Source organism: Candidatus Kurthia intestinigallinarum (assembly GCF_003991225.1).
Taxonomy (GTDB): Bacteria; Bacillota; Bacilli; order Bacillales_A; family Planococcaceae; genus Kurthia; species Kurthia populi.
On sequence record NZ_JTFC01000031.1, the window covers coordinates 73,119 to 92,444 of the forward strand.

Sequence of the window (19,326 nt, forward strand, 5' to 3'; positions counted from 1 at the left end):
ATCCTTTCGACAAATAAAAAAAGAGCGTAAATTAACGCCCTTTTAATTTCTCAATATCAGCCTGTGTCGCCTTACGCGGCTGATTTTTCTTGTCTGATGGATTGTGCAAATCTTGATATGCATCTACATAATCGAGCGCCATTCCGACGGTCATTAATTCCATGTCAGCATATTGCAGCTTAGCGCTCCGACACACAGCTAAATATTGCTCTGTATTAAATTCTTTTATTGTTTGTTCTTCTTGCCCTGCTTCACCGGTTTGTTTTTTTTAGTAGTTGCGCTTAATGAATCTACTAATAAATCCACGACCTGCGGAATCACATTAAACACATCAAATTCGTCAAACTGTAAAAGCCATTCGTCACGATCTGGAATCGCACGATCAGCGAACCAAGCGAGTACATATACAATGTCATATAAAATATCGATATTTAAATCATCGAATGATTTAGCGTGCTGCATGTTTTCTACTACTTTTAAATCTTTGAAAATATCTCTACCTGTTAATTGTTTGTATTTAATAGGAAAAAGAGCATTCGCTTCAAAGCGAACACTCTCCTTTCCAATTTGAATTTTTTTCATCAATATTGCCTCCTAATTATTAAATCGTTGGTACTTCAGTTGGTTCTGTTACAGCAGTATAGAATGCATCGTAAATCGCTGCTGGTGTTTCTGGACCAGTCACCCATTTAATGGCTCCATCTGGACGTGGTGTAGCTTTGAATGATAATTCCACTGTATTTACTTCTGTAGAATCTTCTTTCGTTTTCGACGCTGTACCTGGACGATTAGCGCTCACATTATAATAAACAAAACGGTCTGCTTGTTGATCGCCATCAATTTCAAATAAAAGTGCGAATGGTTTAATTTTTGCGTTAGCATTTTCATATAGACCGCCGTTAACAAATGTGTAACCTAAAATATCTACATAGAATGAATTTGGTAGTTTAGCAAAGTTGAATGTACCTTCGTAACCTTGGTTGGCGATTGCTTCATAGAAGTTAATATCATCAGCGAAGAAGCTTGTTGATTCGCCTGCTGGATCAGTAGACATTTCTGTAGCACCTGGAATGCGTACCGGTGTACCGTAAGTAAATACACCATCAGTTGTATCCGTAATCGGTGCGTAGTGTGCGTTTTTCAAGCCAAACGTGACTTTGTTTTCGTTTTTCATATTTGTTCCTCCTAAATTGTTAAATAGTACGTGCGTTTAAACACGCCTTCTTCCTCAATAAAAACTTCATCTGGGTCCTCATAAAAGATTTCATGACTATCCAGCAATGCTTCTAATTGAATTTCTAATGCTTCATCCTTTTCAGCCATATAAAGTTCCACATCCACATATTTCGCTTTATATAGCACCTTATTGTCAGCACCTACTGTACTGTCAGATTCATTCATGTAAACGATAAAGGGTAATGACTGCCGACTTTCAAAATGATGATAAGCTACTGGTAAATTTAACGTTTGAAGAATGTTATAAAGCTGTTGTAACGTCATCCTCCCAGCACCTCATTTAGACCATTTACAAACTGCTCAATAGCTGCCTGTTCAACAGGTCGAATATGTGGAATGGCTGCAACACGTCCACCATTGACTTTTGCATGACCTTTTTCAAGTAAATGTGTCAGCTGATATTTAGTGTTATAAATAACAAAACTTGTCCCTACTTTTTTCACACGCCAGCTCTTTGCATATTTACCGCTCCGCTGTGGGCTTGTACTTTTCAACGTAGTAGCACCTTCATTAGCTGTTCTTTCCGCTAATTCTTCTACATTTTCTCTAGCAAGTTGAGCATAGCGATTGAGTTCTTGCATAATTGCATTATTTAGTTGACTGATTTGCACCGCTTCTCACCTCACAATAAAGTTCAATAAAATCACCATTTTCAAACGTCCGATAAATGCTGTAAATCTTTTGTTCATAGCGAATATATAATTCTTCATCATAGTCCAATAAATGTACTTTAAACATCGCAGACGGACGCAAACCCGATTGACCAGCCGTAAAATATTCTGTTCGAGTAATACTTTTCTTCTTACAAAATACTTCATTAGCAACAAACGTCTTTCTTTCCTGTCCTAATGAAGTTTTAACGATTTGCTCTTGCAACAATTCCGCTACGTCATTAAGTGTATCCATTGTAATCACCTGCTAACGCTAGACTGACTTTCAACATGTCATACGAAGCTTGATATTTATCGCTGGCTTCTCCTGCCATGCCATATGAAGCTTTACAATATAGCTGTATAGCTCGATAAATTAAAGCATCGTCCACATCTAGTTTATGAATACCTCCAAGCTTCAAATCGATTAATGCAGCTTCAATTGTTGCTAACAATTCATCGTCTAGCTTGTCATGTTTAATACGCAGACTCGTTTTAATTTTCTGAAGTAGTTGGTCCATGTCGCTGTACCGCTTCTAACAAAGCTTCTTTCTTCATTTTGTTATAACCTTCGATGCCTAAGTCTTTAGCCATTTGTTTTAACTCGATATAATCCAGTTCCTCAACAGATGGCTTTTCACCGACTAAGAAACCTTTTTCAATCAAAAAAGCAACACGTTCTGAATCAGTCGATTCATACGTATTGCCTTCGTTATATCCAATGAAAGTTTTCTTATCAATAAACGCTTTTAATACGCGATATTTCATCACTCACACCTCCTAAATAGCAGCTGCTTTACTTAGTACAACTAATGAGCCATTATCAACCGATTTTCCGTCTGCAATCATAATTGCTTTTGTCACAAGATCGTCCGTTTCGTTATCCTCATACTTTTTAACGCCCATTTGGTAGTTCGTATTTAGGATATAGTCTTTAAAGTTGTATAAGAATGCAAATGGACTGCCTGTTTCCGCTGAATCGAATGAGTCTAAGTAATTGCACAGCACTACGCTACGACCTAGTAAAGAGCGCTCAATCGCTCCTGCAATGCCATAGTTTACACGTCCGATTGGTTGGCCATTTTCATCTTTAATACTTGCCATCTTCATGAACGTTTTCTTTGTCATCACATAGACTGCATTTGTTTCGTATTCTAATGGTAATGCTGCCTCTGCATCGACTAATGTTTGATATTCCATTTTGGCCACATCTAATGCCTGTCCTTCATTCGGTGTTTCAGCTAAAATGCCTTTCGGTTTACCAATACCGTCGCCCGAAATAATAGCCTGTTCAAGTGCAATCGTCATCGCTTCAACGATATTGTTTACTAATACTTGCTCAAAAACAGCCAGTGCCATCGTTTCGACTTCTAATGTTACTGCTACAGAACAACGTAATTTATGATAGTTAAATGTAATTGAGCCTGTTGTTTTCTTCTGCTTCGTAGAGCCACTACCTTCTGCTACCCATGTTGCTACTGGCTTAACAGTGGATGTCGGAATTGTAAGGCCACCTTTAAACGCTGTATTCGTAATAAGCGGTAAGATCATACCTGATGCATCTAGCTTTTCAACAATGCGATTTAGCACCGTTTGCGGAATAACCGAGCCAATGTCACCAGTACTTGTTGTTTCACGTAATTCAGTTGGAATAGGTGCATCACGTAATACAAAATCCATGAATGCATTTCGATACGCTAATTCGGCTTCTTCTGGCGAACGTTTTTCTTGTTGACCTGTCATGTTAAACGTACTGATCGTACGAGATTCTAACTCGCCGTTGTTGATTTGCTCCGCTTGCTGCATTAACTTTTCACGTTTTTCAATCGTTTCGTATTCTTCATCTAGCTCACGTAATTCTTTTTCAAAAGCGTCTAAGTCAACGTTATCATTGCTTTCTAATGCAGAACGAATTTCTGTCTTGCGCTGTAAAATTTCTTTTAATCGTTTATTCATGCCTTCACCTCTATAGGAATGTTTTTAATAATAATTTTTGTCGGCGCTCTTGTCGCTCCTTCAATTCCATATGCTCTTGATACGGATCATGTGAACGCGCCGCCACTTGTGAATCTGGATAAGCTGGGAATGCTACTGGCGAAATTTCGAGTAACTTTGCTTTCGTAACAGTCCGAACAACATTATCTGGGTCTGATTCATCCCATTCTTGCTTTAACATACTAAATCCGAATGAAACCCCATCAACATCGCCGCGCTTGATTGATTTATAAGCATCGTCACCTAATGTTGTATCCGGTAAATCAAGCTCAAAACGTAATCCTAAATCATCTTCAAACAAACGTAGCGTTCCGTTTTTAGTACGTCCTAACACTTTAGATGTATCATGAGACCACAACGCCTTTTGGTCATCATTCGTTAATGATTCCGTAAAAGCTCCACGTTTAAATTGCTCTTTAAATCGTTGAAAATAGCCCATTGGTACGGACTTCATTTCCCATTTGACCGCATAGCCTGTTAATACACGTTGACCGCCTTCATCCTCACGAATCTCCACTTGATTCGTCGTCAAATTGCGCTTCTCCGTTGTTTCCATCTTTCTCACCTCCCTTCTTGGCATTAATTTCAGCTGTATCTAATCGACGAATTGCTTTATCTCCACCTTCAATTGGTCCTAATGATAAAATTGAACGCCATTCATTTGGTGTAAGCGCTCCTCTATCTACCATTTGTACAAGGTTCATTTTTGTACTCATAGAAGCATATTGTAGACTTGCTGCTTCAAAAATAATTCTGTTGCCAAATCCGCGCTCTTTTCTCGTAAAGAGTCGTCGTGTATACTCGTTAGCAAATTGCATCGCATCAGGCTCAATTTGTGCCTCGTAGTAAGCGTTCCATTCATCTTCGGTATAATTCGACTGTACAATTTTCTCATTCGTGTTAAAAAACGAATAAATACGTTTTGTCGTATTATCCACTTGCTTTTCATTAGGCACATACGCGTCATTTTTCACTTGTTGAAGATCATAACGAGTATCTGCAGCTGCGGCCCCTCCACTATTTCTATCAATCGATAAATAGTTTTCAGTGAACCGCTTCACTTCGTTCTCCATATCTTTCGGCTGTAAAATCGTTTTAAACTTCATTAGCCATTTGATAGAAGCACTATTTTTAATTGCTTTTACAATCCCTTGATCAGCAGTTGAAACAATTTCTAATGAATCTTTCAACGCTTCTCCAGGATGTGTACCAAAAAAGTCATCTTCGTTAAAATCGTTTCTTAAATGGATAATGTCAGCATAAGGAACTGTCATTCGCTGTCCATTTAAAAATAAAAAGCGCAGAAATATTTCTCCGCTCGGCCCTTCTTTCAATTCGATACTTGCAGCAGGAATCGGATAAATTTCAAGTGGCCATCCCCGCTCATCTCTCTTAATATATGCAAATGCATTATTGTTAAGCGCTAACTGAGTGGCCATCTTTTCTTGAAATACTTGTCCTGTCATTAATGGGTTAGGTTCTTCCAATAGGAATCGAATATTTACATTTGGATTTACTTTAAATTCCTTGTCATTTTGCCTAATATGTTTTGCCGTAAGCTTCCCAATTGCTTTTACTTTTGGTCGAATAGCCGAACGAATAATATCAGATCTATAAAGCTTTCCATCCCATTGAAAAAAGCCATCGCCAGCATCTTGAATCAATTTAAATTGATTACTCAAATGCGGTTCTGACTTTTTACCAAACATTTTTTCAAATAGCCCCATGATTCACCTCCTAAATCATCTGCAAATACTCAGCGTTTTTATCTTGCAAAATTGTATAAGCATTTAATAGTGCTGCGGTACCGTCAATACGTCGGCGCTGGTTCTTTGTCTTCGTCGGTTGGATATTTAAATTCTTATCCATTTCGATAGCTGTATTCGACAAACACCATTTGTCTATCGGATTGTTGTTGTAAACAATCGTATTGGCTTTTAAATCGGCTTTCAGGTTGTACATCGGTCCTGATAAGGTCTTTTTCCCTTGGTGAACAGGAATCATTGCCTCAGAGCCAAAATGACCTTTCATATCTTCCACCCAATATTCTGCTGACCATGCATCATAGCCAATCCAAGGTAAATAAATGCCATGCTCATTGCGTTGCTCTAAATACCATTGCGTCACAAACTTTGGATGTACTTTATTGCCAGGTGTAACGCGCAACAAACCGCGCTCATGCCATAAATCATATGGAATACGGTCTTCTTTTGCTCTCGCCTCAAGCAATTCCTCTGGCAACCAATACATTTGATTCACATAAATGTGCGGATCACCTTTCACCATAAAAATAACTTTAGCGGCAGTTAAATCTGTCGTCTTCGATAAGTCTGTACCGCCGATGCCGTATTTAGGCTTCAACTGCTGGACATCAAACGTATCTGTATTATTGAGTTCCTCAAATGTTAGCCACGCTTCGCTTGTCGTTTCCGGTACGTTAAAGTCTTTCGTGACAAGATTCTTTACTAGCATTGGATTAGACTTTGCTTTATTGACTTTAGTGCGCAGCGTATCGCGTCGTTTAATCGTATCAAGGCCGGGATTCGCTTTTTGCCATGCGTTTTCGTCCATCCATTCTTCACGTTTATCCAATTCATAAATGATTGGTAAGAAACGTTCATCCTTGTAACCGTCTGGATCTGCTAAACCATTCAACAGCATAACTGCTTCATCGTATTTCATATCATAAACAGATTCTCGAATGGTGCCAGCCGTTGTAATCATAAAAATAAGTGGCTGCTCCCTCGCTGAAGTACCATCGACGATAACGTCATACAAATTTTTATCTTTCCAAGCGTGAATTTCGTCCATCAGCGCGCCATGAACGTTCAAGCCATCAAGTGTTTCACTATCGGAGCCAAGCGGTTTAAAAGTGGAATCATTAAAATCTGCTCTCAATTCTGAAACTAACGGCTTAATTCGTTTTCTAAGCGCTGGAGATTTATTTACCATTCGTTTAGCATCAGCCCAAACTAACTTTGCTTGGTCCTTCTTAGTAGCCACAGCATAAACTTCTGCTCCCGGTTCACCATCAGCTGTTTGTAAATACAGCCCTAATCCAGATGCAATAGTCGACTTGCCATTTTTACGAGCAACGACTAACAATACTTCTCGGTACTGCCTCGTTCCATCGATTTTATGAACAAACCCAAAAGAAGCCGCAATAAAAGCTTGTTGCCATCGTTCAAGTTCAATTGGCCGACCTCCCCATTTACCTTTACTGTGCTTACAAAAGTTTTCAATAAACTCAATGGCATGGTTTGCTCTTTCAGCTCGGTACTCAAATTCCCCAATAGGCTCATAAATTTTTTGTACTAAGTGCTTATAAATTTGCTTAACCTTTGTCCCTGCAACAATCTCGCCCGTTTCGATTTTGTTATAGTAATCAATAATAGGGTTATAAGCAACTGGATAACGTTTAAGCACGTCGATTCACAAAATCATCAAAGCCATCACTTTCAACTTTCTTCGCCACTTCTTTTGGAAGCAAGTCTGTAAGCTGCTTAATGATAGATTGATAATTTTTGTTCATTTGCTGATACTGGCGAGCAACGGGACGCTCTCTTTCATATGGTTCTTGATCACCTTGCCTAAACATTTCTACAAAACCATTGGCATCTAAATCTACTTCCATATCTTCAAGGCTCGCTCTCATAAAAGCAGCACGTCGAATAAGACCATCCGCTACTGCTAATTTATCTTTTTGAATCTCCTTATAATTCCGCTTCAAGCGACGTTCCTCTTTGATAATTCGTTCTGCTTTTGTTAATTCTCTTTTCTTCGGCACAAAATCACCTTCTTTCTTGGGGAGGGGGGTCACGCGCGAAACCCATGTATCACGTGAGCCTCCCCTCTCGGTCCCACGTTTGTAGGTTTTTAAATTTTTTATAGGGGGGCTATTTCATTTGAAAAATCCTCAATAAATTTAGTAAATACTTTTTTAGACAATTCAATTGTCGCTTCACGCATCTGCTTTGGCGAAAACTCGTCTTGGATAGTGTCAAAGCAATGATGAAGATAATACACTTGCCCTTGCGTTAAATCACACTGCTGTTCGAGTTCTGGGAACGATGCTATTAATACGCTAGCCATTACTGCATTTTGTAGACTATCGAGTTCCATCTATTTCACCTACCTCAATCAAGTTTCCTTCTTCATCGAATGCTACACCCTGACGAACTGGACTATATTTCTCATGGTGCTCTTGGTTGTGACACGTTTGGCATAGATACTCTAGGTTCGCATGATTCAATGTAATCTCTGGATCATGTATGTTCCTACTGTCGATATGTATCTTGTGATGCACAATCTTGCCAGGCTCTTTGCACCGTTCACATAAGCCATGCACTTGTATAATATAAGCAGCACGACACTTACGCCACGCCGCACTCTTATATAACTTCTTAGCTTCAAGTGTATGCTCTAGCATAATCTTCACTCCATAACGCTAAATAACAACGTATTATGAATGTAATAACGCTGTATTTGTATTCTTTTACGTATTAAATTAAATAAACCTTTCACTAATAGTAGGCACGTGGGATTATTTCATGCGTGAATGTAACATATCTTAGTGAGTGTTACATCAATCAACATGGCTCAAACCGTTGGTAAATCAGCATTCTTAAATTTTTTTATTTTGAATGTACAAGTATCTAAATTATGTAACGTTCAACATAGTAAAAATAATAACAGTTGTTGATATACCAACAACCACAGCACTTTTAATTATTTAGTTTTTCTCCGTCTGAATAGATTGTTCACAACAGCCTCTACTTTCTCTTGCTCTACACCTATGTAACGCAACGTATCTGCTTGATGTGCATGGCCAAACAATGCTTGTAATGTCGCCACATCATTAGTCTGTTTATAGAAATGATAAGCAAATGTTTTACGCATCGTGTGTGTACCGATATCGCCCGTATAACCTATTGCCTGTGCTGTCTCTCGCATAATACGATATGCTTGCACACGACTAATCGGCTTCTGGCCACCCGTCGCCGTTTTCTTCCGGCTGCGTAACAAATAGTCATGCGGTTTCATATTCTTCGTATATTCTTTTAGTGCTCGACGTAATTCATCACTAATGATCATTTGCTTATACTTGCCAGTCTTCTTCTCATAAATTTTAATGGCCATCTTATTACGCACATCTCTGACACGCAGCTCTAGCACATCCGAAATACGCAGTCCTAAATTAATCCCTAACATGAACATAATGAAATTTCTTTTATTCGTTTCATCCAAATAATCCATAAATTCTTGTACTTGATCCATATCACGAATTGGTTGTACATATCTCATACCATTACCCAGCCTTCCTTACGAATTTTACGTTTACAACGCGCAATTACTACTTTCACATCATCTCTTGTAATGCCCAGCATCTTAGCGATTTCATACTGCGATATTGCATTAGCGCTCATTTCAAAAATTTCACGTTCCTGTTTATTCAGTACTTTCACAATTTGTTTCATCAATTGTGCCTTCATCGCTTCACGCTCTAATTCTTCATCCGTCTTTTCAAATTCCGTTGGTGCTGCATCTCCATTTAACTGAATCCAATAAGGTTCAACAGGTGTTTCGCGTTTATAACCGGATTGTCTTTCGATTCCTCTGCGAACACTTGGCTCATGTCCTTTTTTCAACCAATCAATACAATAGCGTAGATCAGTGACTGCCCCACGAATAATTGCTACATCACTTTTTAAGCAACTGGCCATTTCTATATCATTTTGCTTGTCTGCCAATTGCTGCTGATATTCTTTCGTACGTATCAATTCCTCGGTATATTTTAGTGTGTACTCGTATTGCTTTAATAAACTATTCATTCCGTCATCTCCTTTTGGACAAATAAAAAAGAGGACAACAAATGAAAGCAGCGTTTGCTACTAACATTTGTTATCCTCCAGAGGGCTGGTGGGACTAAAACTATTCATGATTTATTAACTCAATTATACAATATTCTTCGAATAAAGAGTTTTGATTTAGCTATTTAATTTACCTAAAGGTTAATGCTCTACCTTCATTTACAACTCTTTCTTCAAAATAATTCTTAGGCAATCTTGTAAGGTTTTGTATATCCTCTTTATTTAATTTCAACTCTTCACATAAATATTTTTTTGATTTGACATCATGATTGATAATTAATTCAATCGCATCTTTTAACATTTTTGCTTCTTCTTTTTCCAATTCATCATCTAATGGCTCTACTAATTTCCAACCATTTTTAGCTATAGACTTCCAAAGATAACTTGCTTGGTAATCCGTTATTAAATTCAGCTCTTTAGAACGATAAACCATAGATTGAATCGAAACATGCCAACGTTTTTTCAAAATCTTATAGTAATCTAAAGTATGTGAAATTAATTCTTCTGAAAAAGCTGGTGCAGGCAATAAAAATGCTGATGCAAAATAATTTGCTTCTATTTCGATGCGTTTATAAATATCTTTCTTATTAAAATCTTCTTTGGAAAGATGATAATGTAACAAATAATGCCCTAATTCATGAGCAAGGGTAAACTTAATTCTAGATGGGCTTGATAATGCACTTCCTATCATGATAAACAATCTATTGTCATCCCAACTAGAACAAGCATCTATTAAACCATCATTTGAGTTATCCATACTAACAATAATCCCTTTTTGTTCAAACAAACGTGTCAAATTTGTTATAGGACCATTCGTTAATCCCCAATCAACTCTTAAATCTAATGCTAATTTTTCAATCTCCTCAAAATCTGTTGGTGTAAAAATTGTTGATTTTTTCTTTTCTATTCGAGGAAGTTTAGATTCCGGGAATTCGATTATAGTATTTAAATAATTAAATATCTCTTCTACCCAACCAATTCTCACTTGATGAATCTTTTTCAACTTGACTGTCGTATTCGCTTTACTTCGGAAAAATACAGGTATTTCCGCATCTATTACCGGCTTTTCTGAATAAAAATAGTTAATTGGAATTTTTAATATTCTAACTAAATTAAACAGTACATTAGATGGTGGTATAGCTTTATTATTTTCATATTTTGAAAGTGTTTGATGATTATTCAAACCTAACTCTGTTGTTAATTCTCTAATAGTTAGTCCTCTAGATTCTCGTGCCTCTTTTAATTTAGATCCCTGAAATTGAAATTTCAAATCTTTTTTTATGCTATCCATATATAGGCACTCCTTAAAAACTTTAATCTTCCGCGGCCATTTGCTGATGCACAAGCTCTTTGAATTTAACTAAAGTTTCGTCCGAGAATACATTCTCTGGTTCTTTATTTTGCAAGTCTATTACTCGAGGTAATTTTAGAAGGTCAATTTTATCAAACCATTTCCCTTTTCCATTAGGAATGCCTAAATTCAAAAAACTTAGCTCATCAGCATCAATTTTATATGTAAGTTCTAAATACTGCTTTTCTTCACGAACTTCATCTTCTTCAAAAGTCATATATAATTGATGGCTTTTTTGCAAAATCTCTCTAAATATCGCTGATTCAGAAGTGGCATGCGTACTTTTAGAACTATTTATTGTAATAATAGTATTTCGAGTTTTCAATTCAATGTGATAGTCACTTCGTGTTTTGTTTGGAACTATTGCAGCTTCAAAATCTGATAATGTTCCACTTTTTACTGCTTCGTACAAAACAAATTGAATCGCAATTCTATATAAATAGCCTTGGTGTTTTTTACCTAACCACCAGTTGAAAAAAGATACATCTTTTACAGCTTCTTTAACAAGATCCTTCGCTTGTTCAACACAAGTTACTATTTTAGATTTATTTTTCAAATTGATTTCAGCATCAATAAATTTTTTAAAATTCATAGGTTCTTTAATTAGCACAAGCATACCACCTTTTCATTTTGTGCACTAATTTTACCCAAAAATCACTCTTTTGGCAACCTTTTATTAAAACTCTTCTCCTTCATTCCATCTAATTCGTTTCACTTTACCCCCATGTGTCACAATGTTTGTCTCCGCAAAAGCCGGTAATTCACTTAATTTGGCCTTACCATCACTTATGACAATTACACATGTTGGTGGTAATTTCATTATATCTAGTAGCAGGTTATTAGAACTATCTAATTGTACTTCTTGTAGTCTCATATTCTTTTCTCCTATGCTATAATAGTTGTGGGTATATAGCATAGTAACGCACAAAAGAAGTGGCGGCTACCACTTCTTAGGCCTGGCATCAGACTTTATTGTTTGATGCCTTTTTATATATATTCTGGTCCATTTTCGAAATAATTTTTGATATACATTAACGCTGCTGTTCCCGTTTTAAATGTTTCCTCAAATTCTTTGGCGCGAACTGTAAGCATTTTTTCATTTCGTTCAATATCACAAGTGACTGTAATGATTGAATCACCAATTTGTAATTTCTCAATGTTACGCGTAATCAGCTCAATATCTGTAATTTGTTGTAGCACCGAAAATATGGATAGCTGCTGCATTTATTATTCCTCCACAAATTCAGCTTTTTCAGCCCACTTTAAAAACTCTGGAATATTCAAAGCTGTTACTTTTCTTTTTGAACGCTTGGTCATGTATGCGATGAACATATGATCTGCACCATATAAAATACGTTCCGTTTTACCTTTACGTAAAATTTGGCCACGCTTGCATTTATAAATCTTTACCAGTAACTCTTTTTGTTGTTCATTCAGCTCTTCTCGTGCATTCGCAAATTCGATAAGCACTTCTAGCATCGTTTTTTGTTCCTGTAATTCATCCATTCCCTATTCCTCCAATCGAACCGCCACTTGATAATTTTTCTTGCGAATCTTCGGCGGCTCTCCATAAAATAAATTTTTTAGCTTCTCAGCATCGATTCCTGTCTGCTGTACGAGCTGTTTGAGGTTTCCCTCACCAATTAGCCTATTATCGTCAAAAACCTTATATACGCCCCGTTTTACACGTTTAGCATGCAATTTATGCGATACTGGCGCTTTCTGTTCCTCCATGCGCGCAATATGCCCCGGCATAGAGTAGTTGTAAATGGTGCGCGGCTTTACACCTCTTTCAGCAGCGATTTCCTCTAGCGTACCGATGGCCAATAATACCTCGCCCTTATACAATGCGTATTCAACTGTCTCCACAAAAATCACCTGCCCCTTTGAAATTCCATTAACACCGCAAAGGCTCCCTCATAAAAGCCTTCGCATTTCATATCACCCAATTGTCGCCAACCTCTTAACTCCTTATCTTGCACTTTGAGCTGTAGCGCATAACGTGTACTGGCTCTAACAATTTGTCTTAACGGCTTATGCATGATACACCTTACGCAAGCGATGATTTAAAAATGGATCTTCTGCTATCGTTACTAAGTAGCTGCTACACATTTCAAATAAGCGTGAGCCAATCGCATCGTTAATTTGTAGCAACGTTTCAAAGTCCAATTCGCAAGATAATAAAATCGGTTTTTTGTTGAGGTAGCGATAGTTAATGATTTCGTACATTCGTTCTTGCGCCCACTCACTGGCACGCGGAACTTTTGTCGTTTTACCATTTACCATTTTTGTTACTGGCTTGAATAGATCATCTAAAAACCATACATCCGCTTGCTGCGCCTGATGAACAATCTTATCTTTTAACGCAAATTCATTTTCGCGCATCTTTTCCATTACTTCTGCGAATGGAAAGTACATCACCGAAATATTTTGTTGTAAGAGACCATTTGCAATAGCAGAAAGTAAATGCGTTTTACCAGAGCCAACTTGACCTACCAGTGCAATACTGTTTTCCATTTCATTACGAATTTCAGCAAAGTTGTTATAGTATTTCAGCGCTTCATTTCGCATTTTGCTAATAATTGGTGCATGGCCTTCTATATCAAAGTTTTTAAAGCCTTTCTTTTGAAATTCACTCGTAATTTGTGAATTAGCGATAAGACGTTCAATTTGCTTTTGTTGTTGGCAACTACACGTAACCCAAATTTCATTTTTCATTGGTAAACGTTTATATACTGGTTTATTAAATTCATCTAGCTGTACGTTTCCAGCTGCGTCCTTAACGACTGTTGAATAAAACGTAACTGGCTCATGTTCTTCAATCCAACCGCCTTGATCTTTGCATTGCTCACATTTGTAACTAGTTTGAACAGAATCCTCGGAGGCTTGGTTTACTTTCTCCTGCAGTGCTGCCATTACTTCCTCGAACGTTCTCATTACCTTTCACCCTTTCGTTTAAGTAGCCTTCAAATTTTGTACCGAACAATGTTTGTGGTCGTAAATATTTAGCAAAGTCTGTATTTAACCATGTTGTTGTCTTGTTATCGATAACTTTATAAAAATCGTGCTCTGTAAAGCCTTCACTAAATCGTGCTTTAATGAGCTGTTGCGTAGCTTTTGAAGTAGCTCTATATGCGGTATTGGCTTTTTCATTCAAATAATCGAGAATCGAAGCATAAGGTATCGTGTCAGACTTGTCTGGCACAATATCTTTCTTTTCTTTATCTATTTCTTTTTCTATATCTATATCTAATTCTTTATCTATATCTGTTGCGTTACGTAACGTTACAGATACGTTACTATGATTTTCTTCATTCGGAGCTTCTAACTGCACCTGTTTCTTACGTTCTCGGTGTCTACGAACACGCTCACGAGTAAGCTGTTTTGCTCGTTCCATACCATCAATATTTTGATGAACTTCCCAGTTTTTAATACGCACTGCTTCGCCCTCTACTTCAATCATTCCATAGCGTTGAAACGTCTGTAATGCTAGGCGCACTGTATTAATATCGCGATTAAAAATCGTGGCCATTTCCTCGGTATTCATCGGAATATTTTCCGTAAGCATGATGTAGCCATTTAAGTTTGCTTTTCCAGCGGCAGCTAATAACTTCACCCAAATAACGATAATAGTATCTGCTGCTGGTAAAGCCTCAATTAGTTTGATTTTGTCATTCTCAAACATATCTGTTTTTAGTTTGATCCATGTGATTTCTGACATTAAAGATTCTCCTTATTTGGTAATTTGGTATAATTTCCCTAGAAAGGTGGTGAATTATATGAAATTAGACCAAGACTGCGTAAGAGATTTACTCCTTGCTATTGAAGAACTAGCACAAGTAAATAGAACTGCTAGTCTCGAAGATTATTTTGAAAATAGTAATTTAAAGGAAAAATCCTATAGTGAAGAAGAATTAATGTATACTGCTTCACGCCTCAAAGAAGCTGGATTTATTCATGCACAACCTAATCGTGATTTTTCCTATTATTTTGTAAGTACATTGACGTATGATGGTCATGTATTTTTAGATACGATTCGCGACCCTAAAGTGTGGGCTAAAACTAAAGAAGTCACTTCGAAATTAGCGAGTGTTTCCATCCCCTTAATGGCCGAAATCGGATCAAAATGCTTAAAAAACTTACTTCATCTTGAGTAAATCATTCTTTTTTTCAGGATGATTTTCAACGATTTCATTTAGAGTATGAAGATACCCATTCAACAAATCGATGGTTTCTTGAAATGTAAATTTATTTTCATTTAGAACTTGTACAATACCGTCTGTTGCGGTTACAACTTTAGATGTTAATTGTGTTTTCTCTAAATCATTTATCATTTATACTCTCTCCTGTGTTATAATATTTTTGAGTGTTAGACATTGTCCTTTTGGATGATGTCTTCTTTTTTTGTCTTTTTCGCAACGATCCATAGCACCGCGATAATTACGATGATACAAGCGAGTAGGAATTTTAATAAATGTGGTGCGCAAATTGCTATCGTACTTCCACCTACTGTGTACATGAATAGCAAAGTTCCATAAAATGAAATCATGTCCCATAACGTAGAATGTTCATCGAAGAAAAGCTCATTTACTTGTTTCACGAATAACCACCTCCATTTCCACCCCTAGATTGGCCATACTTTCAACAATCTGTACTAGTTTCTTATGTTGCTGGTAAACGCTTTGCAAACGTTTAATCTCGCCGATAATATTAGCTTGGCGTGTTACAATTTCTGATGCTTCGGCCATATCATGCTGATAAATAGCGCTTATAAATTGCTGTTGTAGTGCCTCTAGCTCGTACACTAACTCTAAAGCGTCTGCTACATCTTCCTTACGATATAGTTGTCTCATTCATCTGCACCTTCTAAATAACCAGCTTGCTGTAAAGAACGGTAATGTTGGCTCCACAAATCTTTGTAACTGATGCCAGATTCCATACATACAACGGCCATTAAATGCGCCATCGCTGTTTGTGCCTCCACTAATTCATTTAAAGCCTCTTTAACCGCATGTAATTCATAAGCTGTAAGATTCTGCAAAGGCTTTGCCAAACTCGTATTACGAAGTTTATGAATCGCTTCTTCTAGTTCCTCTAACGTTTTTTCTTTTACGCTAGATCGGTGTAAATCTATGTTAGGACCGTCCAACCAAATTGGCCCTGTCCCCGTATATTCCTGACACAATGTAATCGCAAATTGTGGATTATTAAATTTCGCCATTAATCCTTTACTTATGTCTGCAGGAATTCTCGTGCGTTTGTTTTCATATTTTGAAATACTTTCCCTTGAAACATTTATTTCTTCAGCTAATTGCTGCTGATGCATCGTACCGCGCATTTCACGCACCAACTTACTTGTTTTCTTCATACACCTTGCCTCCTTCAAATTTAAAATTCCCATAGAGATATGCATGTACTACTAGAAATACCATCACAGCTTTGTTCAAACGTTATACTTAACGTAATGCATCAATAATGACTGTATTTTCTTCAATCCATTTAAATACAGCTTCACGCGGATAACGTGCTTGTACTTCCTTCAAACGAGGAAATGATGGATTACTTGTTAGGCGATCTACTGTAGGTAAACTAATTGATAAAATTTCCGCTAAGTGCTCACGACGTAATACCATTGGATAACCTAGCGTTTTTTGGCCATCCTCTACCCCTTTTTCATAAGCTTCTTTAATAAGAAGTTGAAATTTTTGAAGTACAAATTGTTCGTTTAGTACTTGAAGCTCTTTCATTGCTTCCATTTGAATCATCCTTTCTTTTTATGAAGCCCTCTTTTATCAAGAAGGCTTTTGAAATTTACATTGCTTGAGTTAAAAGCTTATTAATAAAATAAATCTGTCCTTTGCCAGTAACTTTTGTTGTGCGTGTAATACGAACACTTCCATCTGACTTTGGTACTGTGCGCTCTACAACTTCGAACCAACCTCTTTCAACAGCATATTGAGTAGGTTCGTTATAGTGCGCGCCTTTTCGGCCTAAATAGCCTTGATCACGTAACCATTTAAATAAATTGTTTTGGCCGATACGCAGCCCATTTTGTGTAATTAATTTAGCAAGCTGTCCTATTAAAATGGATGAATCACTTGCTTCGACTGCATCAGCAAATAATACTTTTGGTTTTTGCTGTTCGATTACTACTTCTGCTTGCATACGCTTTGCCCGTTCTTCTTTCAGCTGCGTTGCAATTTGAATAATCGTATCTGGATCAGTAAGCACTTTTTCAATAGTGTCCGGTGTAAGATGCGCCCCATGTTTGCGAATATTAGGCAGGACTTCACTTGTTATCCAGCGCTTAAACTTTTTAGCTGCCGTTAATTTAGAACTGAAGATAAGTGCATAAACACCCGATTCGTTAATAAGTGTTGGGTATTGGCATCTTCCTAAAGTGTCCATAATAGGTGGGGTAACATTTCGTTCACCCATCTTTTTGTCTTCCATATCCACATGGTCACGAATTGCTTTTTGCGGATTTTCATATCCTAGAGTTTCAGCAACATCTTTACCGATAAAAAATGGTTTATTATCAATGGTTACTGTTCTAACTTGATTTTCTTCAAAATTAAATATTTGTAATTCGTTCATTTTTTACCCTCCTTATTTAACTACAAGTTAAATTAATAATTAAAAAAAATTTGGTCTGGTGTCTTTTGAAAAATAGCTGCTATTCTACAGGCCATTTCATAAGACAACTTACGCTTCTCATTTTCCAACATCCAATAATATTCTAGGGATATATTCAATTCTTCCGCGATATCTTTCAAAGTCATCCCTTCAGATAAGCGTAGTTCTTTTAATCTTTCTAACGTCATTTTTTCACCTCACTTAACTTGGTGTTAAATACATATTAATTTAACCTATAGTTAAAGTCAACAACTTTTTTTGTCATTTAGTTAAAAATCAATTTCTTTCTTTAACTATTTGTTAAAATAAAACTAGATTTAAAGGAGTGATACTATTGTTAGGTGATCGCTTAAAAAAATTAAGAAAAGAAAAAAAATTAACTCAACAAGACTTGGCTTCTAAAATTAACGTAACGCATGTTTCAATATCTGGATATGAAAGTGGCCGACGTTCACCAGATACCGACACATTGCAAAAGTTAGCCGACTACTTTGAAGTATCAACAGATTATCTTTTAGGTCGTTCAGATTCAGAACGAGCGAATATTTCAAAAAATGATGAAGAATTCGAAGCATTTGCTAACGATCCCTCTTTAGAGAAATGGTATAAAGAACTACCAGCTTCTAAAGAAGAAGATTTACGTAAGCTGCGTAAGATGTGGGAAATTTTGAAGGATAACGGAGAAATATAAAGTTGCACTATCATGTGCTTCTTTTTTTGCCCAATATATAGGCACAAAGAATTATTAAAAAAACAATATTTATATTATTTTAGGAGGATTTATTTAATGGGAGCATTTATAGCAGTATTAGGCTTTTTAGCATTTTCAGTCGGCTTTCTTATGTTTGTATTTAGTATTTTCAAGAAAAAGAAAAAAGCTAAATCTCTTTTAATTATGGGCGTATCAATGGTCTTTTTTATAACAGGAGCAATCATTTCTGGAAGTAATGATGTAGCTACCCAAGACTCTAAACCCGTTGCTGATGAGAAGAAAGATGAGAAAGATCCGATTAAGGAAGATAAAGAAAAAGTAGCTGAGGACCAACTGGCTAAAGAAGAACCAGTTGCTGAAAAAAGTGTGGCATCTGAGGAAGATACAGCTATTGAGAGTCAAACAAATACTAAGAAGACAGCCACTGACAACCCTAAAAATGACTGGGAATCTAAAATTGACAAGATTGCTCAATCTGAAGATTCACCTACTGGGAAGTATGATCAAGTAATGATTCTCGCAAAAGACTATACGCCTACCAAAAAAGAGGTTGAGAAATTCGCAGTATATATTATTACTGAATACCAAAGCAAACAATATTCAGCTGACATTACCAATGGTGAATATATGCTTAAGAACATATTTAGAGCCAATGTCATTAACAATTACATTGGTAAAGTTAATACACCACTAAACGACTTTGCATTTGATTTTTATCAAAATACTAAGTACCTCTATCGCGGTGTGGATACAGTAGATAGCGCCGCAGTAAGATCTAATGAAAGACAAATGGATAAAGCATTATTAAAAATGTAATTCTAAAATAAATATTAAAGGGGGTGTTATTTGAAAATCTATAAGCTTAAGAAGGAGGAT

35 protein-coding genes are annotated in these 19,326 nt (G+C 36.7%); 3 read left to right on the forward strand and 32 right to left on the reverse strand.

Annotation, left to right across the window (positions count from 1 at the left end):
- Positions 1-31 precede the first annotated feature (31 nt).
- The 25 genes from QI30_RS21095 to QI30_RS09040 all read right to left on the reverse strand — a co-directional run bounded on the left by QI30_RS21095 (position 32) and on the right by QI30_RS09040 (position 14,823).
- On the reverse strand, positions 32-163 hold the full coding sequence (locus QI30_RS21095; protein ID WP_255411568.1) for a hypothetical protein: 132 nt from the start codon (positions 161-163) through the stop codon (positions 32-34).
- 62 nt (positions 164-225) lie between these two features.
- The gene (locus QI30_RS08925; RefSeq protein ID WP_126990570.1) at positions 226-582 is read right to left on the reverse strand and encodes a hypothetical protein; all 357 of its coding nucleotides are present in this window, start codon (positions 580-582) and stop codon (positions 226-228) included.
- A 19-nt stretch (positions 583-601) separates the two neighbouring features.
- On the reverse strand, positions 602-1,174 hold the full coding sequence (locus QI30_RS08930) for a major tail protein (protein WP_126990571.1): 573 nt from the start codon (positions 1,172-1,174) through the stop codon (positions 602-604).
- Positions 1,175-1,185: 11 nt separating this feature from the next.
- Positions 1,186-1,500, reverse strand: a complete 315-nt coding sequence (locus QI30_RS08935) for a hypothetical protein (protein WP_126990572.1) — start codon at positions 1,498-1,500, stop codon at positions 1,186-1,188.
- On the reverse strand, positions 1,497-1,847 hold the full coding sequence (locus QI30_RS08940) for an HK97 gp10 family phage protein (RefSeq protein ID WP_233600561.1): 351 nt from the start codon (positions 1,845-1,847) through the stop codon (positions 1,497-1,499). Before QI30_RS08940 ends, QI30_RS08935 begins: the two co-directional genes overlap by 4 nt.
- Positions 1,825-2,142: a phage head closure protein gene (locus QI30_RS08945; RefSeq protein ID WP_126990573.1), complete on the reverse strand. Its 318-nt coding sequence runs from the start codon at positions 2,140-2,142 to the stop codon at positions 1,825-1,827. The genes QI30_RS08940 and QI30_RS08945 overlap by 23 nt, the downstream gene beginning before the upstream one ends.
- Complete coding sequence (locus QI30_RS08950) at positions 2,129-2,407, reverse strand: head-tail connector protein (RefSeq protein WP_126990574.1); 279 nt, start codon at positions 2,405-2,407, stop codon at positions 2,129-2,131. Before QI30_RS08950 ends, QI30_RS08945 begins: the two co-directional genes overlap by 14 nt.
- Positions 2,382-2,654, reverse strand: coding sequence for a Rho termination factor N-terminal domain-containing protein (locus tag QI30_RS08955; protein WP_126990575.1), 273 nt, complete (start codon positions 2,652-2,654; stop codon positions 2,382-2,384). The genes QI30_RS08950 and QI30_RS08955 overlap by 26 nt, the downstream gene beginning before the upstream one ends.
- Before the next feature lie 12 nt (positions 2,655-2,666).
- The gene (locus QI30_RS08960) at positions 2,667-3,842 is read right to left on the reverse strand and encodes a phage major capsid protein (RefSeq protein ID WP_126990576.1); all 1,176 of its coding nucleotides are present in this window, start codon (positions 3,840-3,842) and stop codon (positions 2,667-2,669) included.
- A 10-nt stretch (positions 3,843-3,852) separates the two neighbouring features.
- The gene (locus tag QI30_RS08965; protein WP_126990577.1) at positions 3,853-4,437 is read right to left on the reverse strand and encodes an HK97 family phage prohead protease; all 585 of its coding nucleotides are present in this window, start codon (positions 4,435-4,437) and stop codon (positions 3,853-3,855) included.
- Positions 4,385-5,608, reverse strand: a complete 1,224-nt coding sequence (locus tag QI30_RS08970; RefSeq protein WP_126990578.1) for a phage portal protein — start codon at positions 5,606-5,608, stop codon at positions 4,385-4,387. Before QI30_RS08970 ends, QI30_RS08965 begins: the two co-directional genes overlap by 53 nt.
- A gap of 10 nt (positions 5,609-5,618) precedes the next feature.
- Complete coding sequence (locus QI30_RS08975; RefSeq protein WP_126990579.1) at positions 5,619-7,307, reverse strand: terminase large subunit; 1,689 nt, start codon at positions 7,305-7,307, stop codon at positions 5,619-5,621.
- A complete protein-coding gene (locus QI30_RS08980) occupies positions 7,300-7,668 on the reverse strand; it encodes a hypothetical protein (protein WP_126990580.1) in 369 nt (122 codons plus the stop codon). The genes QI30_RS08975 and QI30_RS08980 overlap by 8 nt, the downstream gene beginning before the upstream one ends.
- A gap of 98 nt (positions 7,669-7,766) precedes the next feature.
- Positions 7,767-8,003, reverse strand: a complete 237-nt coding sequence (locus QI30_RS08985) for a hypothetical protein (RefSeq protein WP_126990581.1) — start codon at positions 8,001-8,003, stop codon at positions 7,767-7,769.
- Entirely contained in the window at positions 7,990-8,310 is a 321-nt protein-coding gene (locus QI30_RS08990; protein WP_126990582.1) for an HNH endonuclease, read from the reverse strand. The genes QI30_RS08985 and QI30_RS08990 overlap by 14 nt, the downstream gene beginning before the upstream one ends.
- A gap of 299 nt (positions 8,311-8,609) precedes the next feature.
- Entirely contained in the window at positions 8,610-9,185 is a 576-nt protein-coding gene (locus QI30_RS08995; RefSeq protein ID WP_126990583.1) for a site-specific integrase, read from the reverse strand.
- Complete coding sequence (locus QI30_RS09000) at positions 9,182-9,712, reverse strand: sigma factor-like helix-turn-helix DNA-binding protein (protein WP_126990584.1); 531 nt, start codon at positions 9,710-9,712, stop codon at positions 9,182-9,184. The genes QI30_RS08995 and QI30_RS09000 overlap by 4 nt, the downstream gene beginning before the upstream one ends.
- Before the next feature lie 169 nt (positions 9,713-9,881).
- The gene (locus QI30_RS09005) at positions 9,882-11,042 is read right to left on the reverse strand and encodes a helix-turn-helix domain-containing protein (RefSeq protein WP_126990585.1); all 1,161 of its coding nucleotides are present in this window, start codon (positions 11,040-11,042) and stop codon (positions 9,882-9,884) included.
- A gap of 22 nt (positions 11,043-11,064) precedes the next feature.
- A complete protein-coding gene (locus tag QI30_RS09010; protein WP_126990586.1) occupies positions 11,065-11,712 on the reverse strand; it encodes a hypothetical protein in 648 nt (215 codons plus the stop codon).
- A 66-nt stretch (positions 11,713-11,778) separates the two neighbouring features.
- Positions 11,779-11,976 carry an XtrA/YqaO family protein gene (locus QI30_RS09015; RefSeq protein WP_126990587.1) on the reverse strand — a complete coding sequence of 66 codons (198 nt, stop codon included), beginning with the start codon at positions 11,974-11,976 and terminating at the stop codon, positions 11,779-11,781.
- Between the two features lie 113 nt (positions 11,977-12,089).
- Positions 12,090-12,326 carry a hypothetical protein gene (locus QI30_RS09020; protein ID WP_126990588.1) on the reverse strand — a complete coding sequence of 79 codons (237 nt, stop codon included), beginning with the start codon at positions 12,324-12,326 and terminating at the stop codon, positions 12,090-12,092.
- Between the two features lie 3 nt (positions 12,327-12,329).
- Positions 12,330-12,608 (reverse strand): hypothetical protein, encoded by a 279-nt coding sequence (locus QI30_RS09025; RefSeq protein WP_126990589.1) that lies wholly within the window; start codon positions 12,606-12,608, stop codon positions 12,330-12,332.
- Positions 12,609-12,611: 3 nt separating this feature from the next.
- A complete protein-coding gene (locus QI30_RS09030; protein WP_126990590.1) occupies positions 12,612-12,980 on the reverse strand; it encodes a hypothetical protein in 369 nt (122 codons plus the stop codon).
- 156 nt (positions 12,981-13,136) lie between these two features.
- The gene (locus QI30_RS09035) at positions 13,137-14,039 is read right to left on the reverse strand and encodes a DnaA ATPase domain-containing protein (RefSeq protein WP_126990591.1); all 903 of its coding nucleotides are present in this window, start codon (positions 14,037-14,039) and stop codon (positions 13,137-13,139) included.
- Positions 13,963-14,823, reverse strand: coding sequence for a phage replisome organizer N-terminal domain-containing protein (locus QI30_RS09040; RefSeq protein ID WP_126990592.1), 861 nt, complete (start codon positions 14,821-14,823; stop codon positions 13,963-13,965). Before QI30_RS09040 ends, QI30_RS09035 begins: the two co-directional genes overlap by 77 nt.
- Before the next feature lie 58 nt (positions 14,824-14,881).
- On the opposite strand from QI30_RS09040, the gene QI30_RS09045 reads away from it, so the two are divergent.
- Positions 14,882-15,259: a DUF2513 domain-containing protein gene (locus QI30_RS09045; protein ID WP_126990593.1), complete on the forward strand. Its 378-nt coding sequence runs from the start codon at positions 14,882-14,884 to the stop codon at positions 15,257-15,259.
- Here the strand turns inward: QI30_RS09045 and QI30_RS09050 are convergent.
- From QI30_RS09050 to QI30_RS09080, 7 genes are all read right to left on the reverse strand, one after another.
- Positions 15,242-15,436, reverse strand: coding sequence for a hypothetical protein (locus tag QI30_RS09050; RefSeq protein ID WP_126990594.1), 195 nt, complete (start codon positions 15,434-15,436; stop codon positions 15,242-15,244). The two genes, QI30_RS09045 and QI30_RS09050, sit on opposite strands and share 18 nt — an antisense overlap.
- 35 nt (positions 15,437-15,471) lie before the next feature.
- A complete protein-coding gene (locus QI30_RS09055; protein WP_126990595.1) occupies positions 15,472-15,702 on the reverse strand; it encodes a hypothetical protein in 231 nt (76 codons plus the stop codon).
- Entirely contained in the window at positions 15,686-15,955 is a 270-nt protein-coding gene (locus tag QI30_RS09060; RefSeq protein ID WP_126990596.1) for a hypothetical protein, read from the reverse strand. The genes QI30_RS09055 and QI30_RS09060 overlap by 17 nt, the downstream gene beginning before the upstream one ends.
- The gene (locus QI30_RS09065; RefSeq protein WP_126990597.1) at positions 15,952-16,470 is read right to left on the reverse strand and encodes a helix-turn-helix domain-containing protein; all 519 of its coding nucleotides are present in this window, start codon (positions 16,468-16,470) and stop codon (positions 15,952-15,954) included. Before QI30_RS09065 ends, QI30_RS09060 begins: the two co-directional genes overlap by 4 nt.
- Positions 16,471-16,558: 88 nt before the next feature.
- Entirely contained in the window at positions 16,559-16,858 is a 300-nt protein-coding gene (locus QI30_RS09070; RefSeq protein WP_126990598.1) for a hypothetical protein, read from the reverse strand.
- 55 nt (positions 16,859-16,913) lie between these two features.
- Complete coding sequence (locus QI30_RS09075) at positions 16,914-17,699, reverse strand: phage antirepressor KilAC domain-containing protein (RefSeq protein ID WP_126990599.1); 786 nt, start codon at positions 17,697-17,699, stop codon at positions 16,914-16,916.
- A gap of 32 nt (positions 17,700-17,731) precedes the next feature.
- Entirely contained in the window at positions 17,732-17,926 is a 195-nt protein-coding gene (locus QI30_RS09080) for a helix-turn-helix transcriptional regulator (protein ID WP_126990600.1), read from the reverse strand.
- Between the two features lie 137 nt (positions 17,927-18,063).
- Between QI30_RS09080 and QI30_RS09085 the strand changes: the two genes are divergently transcribed.
- Together QI30_RS09085 and QI30_RS09090 are read left to right on the forward strand one after the other, a co-directional pair.
- Entirely contained in the window at positions 18,064-18,429 is a 366-nt protein-coding gene (locus QI30_RS09085) for a helix-turn-helix domain-containing protein (protein ID WP_126990601.1), read from the forward strand.
- Between the two features lie 96 nt (positions 18,430-18,525).
- The gene (locus QI30_RS09090; RefSeq protein WP_126990602.1) at positions 18,526-19,266 is read left to right on the forward strand and encodes a hypothetical protein; all 741 of its coding nucleotides are present in this window, start codon (positions 18,526-18,528) and stop codon (positions 19,264-19,266) included.
- Positions 19,267-19,326: the final 60 nt, after the last annotated feature.

What these genes read in the sequence shown, in the direction of transcription:
- QI30_RS09005 (WP_126990585.1), bottom strand. Translation starts at nt 11,042, where the DNA reads ATGGATAGCATAAAAAAAGATTTGAAATTTCAATTTCAGGGATCTAAA.
- QI30_RS09090 (WP_126990602.1), top strand. Translation starts at nt 18,526, where the DNA reads ATGGGAGCATTTATAGCAGTATTAGGCTTTTTAGCATTTTCAGTCGGC.
- QI30_RS21095 (WP_255411568.1), bottom strand. Translation starts at nt 163, where the DNA reads ATGGAATTAATGACCGTCGGAATGGCGCTCGATTATGTAGATGCATAT.
- QI30_RS09015 (WP_126990587.1), bottom strand. Translation starts at nt 11,976, where the DNA reads ATGAGACTACAAGAAGTACAATTAGATAGTTCTAATAACCTGCTACTA.
- QI30_RS09050 (WP_126990594.1), bottom strand. Translation starts at nt 15,436, where the DNA reads ATGATAAATGATTTAGAGAAAACACAATTAACATCTAAAGTTGTAACC.
- QI30_RS09020 (WP_126990588.1), bottom strand. Translation starts at nt 12,326, where the DNA reads ATGCAGCAGCTATCCATATTTTCGGTGCTACAACAAATTACAGATATT.
- QI30_RS09045 (WP_126990593.1), top strand. Translation starts at nt 14,882, where the DNA reads ATGAAATTAGACCAAGACTGCGTAAGAGATTTACTCCTTGCTATTGAA.
- QI30_RS09070 (WP_126990598.1), bottom strand. Translation starts at nt 16,858, where the DNA reads ATGGAAGCAATGAAAGAGCTTCAAGTACTAAACGAACAATTTGTACTT.
- QI30_RS08925 (WP_126990570.1), bottom strand. Translation starts at nt 582, where the DNA reads ATGAAAAAAATTCAAATTGGAAAGGAGAGTGTTCGCTTTGAAGCGAAT.
- QI30_RS08945 (WP_126990573.1), bottom strand. Translation starts at nt 2,142, where the DNA reads ATGGATACACTTAATGACGTAGCGGAATTGTTGCAAGAGCAAATCGTT.
- QI30_RS08930 (WP_126990571.1), bottom strand. Translation starts at nt 1,174, where the DNA reads ATGAAAAACGAAAACAAAGTCACGTTTGGCTTGAAAAACGCACACTAC.
- QI30_RS09040 (WP_126990592.1), bottom strand. Translation starts at nt 14,823, where the DNA reads ATGTCAGAAATCACATGGATCAAACTAAAAACAGATATGTTTGAGAAT.
- QI30_RS08970 (WP_126990578.1), bottom strand. Translation starts at nt 5,608, where the DNA reads ATGGGGCTATTTGAAAAAATGTTTGGTAAAAAGTCAGAACCGCATTTG.
- QI30_RS08960 (WP_126990576.1), bottom strand. Translation starts at nt 3,842, where the DNA reads ATGAATAAACGATTAAAAGAAATTTTACAGCGCAAGACAGAAATTCGT.
- QI30_RS08935 (WP_126990572.1), bottom strand. Translation starts at nt 1,500, where the DNA reads ATGACGTTACAACAGCTTTATAACATTCTTCAAACGTTAAATTTACCA.
- QI30_RS08965 (WP_126990577.1), bottom strand. Translation starts at nt 4,437, where the DNA reads ATGGAAACAACGGAGAAGCGCAATTTGACGACGAATCAAGTGGAGATT.
- QI30_RS08990 (WP_126990582.1), bottom strand. Translation starts at nt 8,310, where the DNA reads ATGCTAGAGCATACACTTGAAGCTAAGAAGTTATATAAGAGTGCGGCG.
- QI30_RS09000 (WP_126990584.1), bottom strand. Translation starts at nt 9,712, where the DNA reads ATGAATAGTTTATTAAAGCAATACGAGTACACACTAAAATATACCGAG.
- QI30_RS08985 (WP_126990581.1), bottom strand. Translation starts at nt 8,003, where the DNA reads ATGGAACTCGATAGTCTACAAAATGCAGTAATGGCTAGCGTATTAATA.
- QI30_RS08950 (WP_126990574.1), bottom strand. Translation starts at nt 2,407, where the DNA reads ATGGACCAACTACTTCAGAAAATTAAAACGAGTCTGCGTATTAAACAT.
- QI30_RS09065 (WP_126990597.1), bottom strand. Translation starts at nt 16,470, where the DNA reads ATGAAGAAAACAAGTAAGTTGGTGCGTGAAATGCGCGGTACGATGCAT.
- QI30_RS09060 (WP_126990596.1), bottom strand. Translation starts at nt 15,955, where the DNA reads ATGAGACAACTATATCGTAAGGAAGATGTAGCAGACGCTTTAGAGTTA.
- QI30_RS09080 (WP_126990600.1), bottom strand. Translation starts at nt 17,926, where the DNA reads ATGACGTTAGAAAGATTAAAAGAACTACGCTTATCTGAAGGGATGACT.
- QI30_RS09025 (WP_126990589.1), bottom strand. Translation starts at nt 12,608, where the DNA reads ATGGATGAATTACAGGAACAAAAAACGATGCTAGAAGTGCTTATCGAA.
- QI30_RS08955 (WP_126990575.1), bottom strand. Translation starts at nt 2,654, where the DNA reads ATGAAATATCGCGTATTAAAAGCGTTTATTGATAAGAAAACTTTCATT.
- QI30_RS08995 (WP_126990583.1), bottom strand. Translation starts at nt 9,185, where the DNA reads ATGAGATATGTACAACCAATTCGTGATATGGATCAAGTACAAGAATTT.
- QI30_RS09075 (WP_126990599.1), bottom strand. Translation starts at nt 17,699, where the DNA reads ATGAACGAATTACAAATATTTAATTTTGAAGAAAATCAAGTTAGAACA.
- QI30_RS09035 (WP_126990591.1), bottom strand. Translation starts at nt 14,039, where the DNA reads ATGAGAACGTTCGAGGAAGTAATGGCAGCACTGCAGGAGAAAGTAAAC.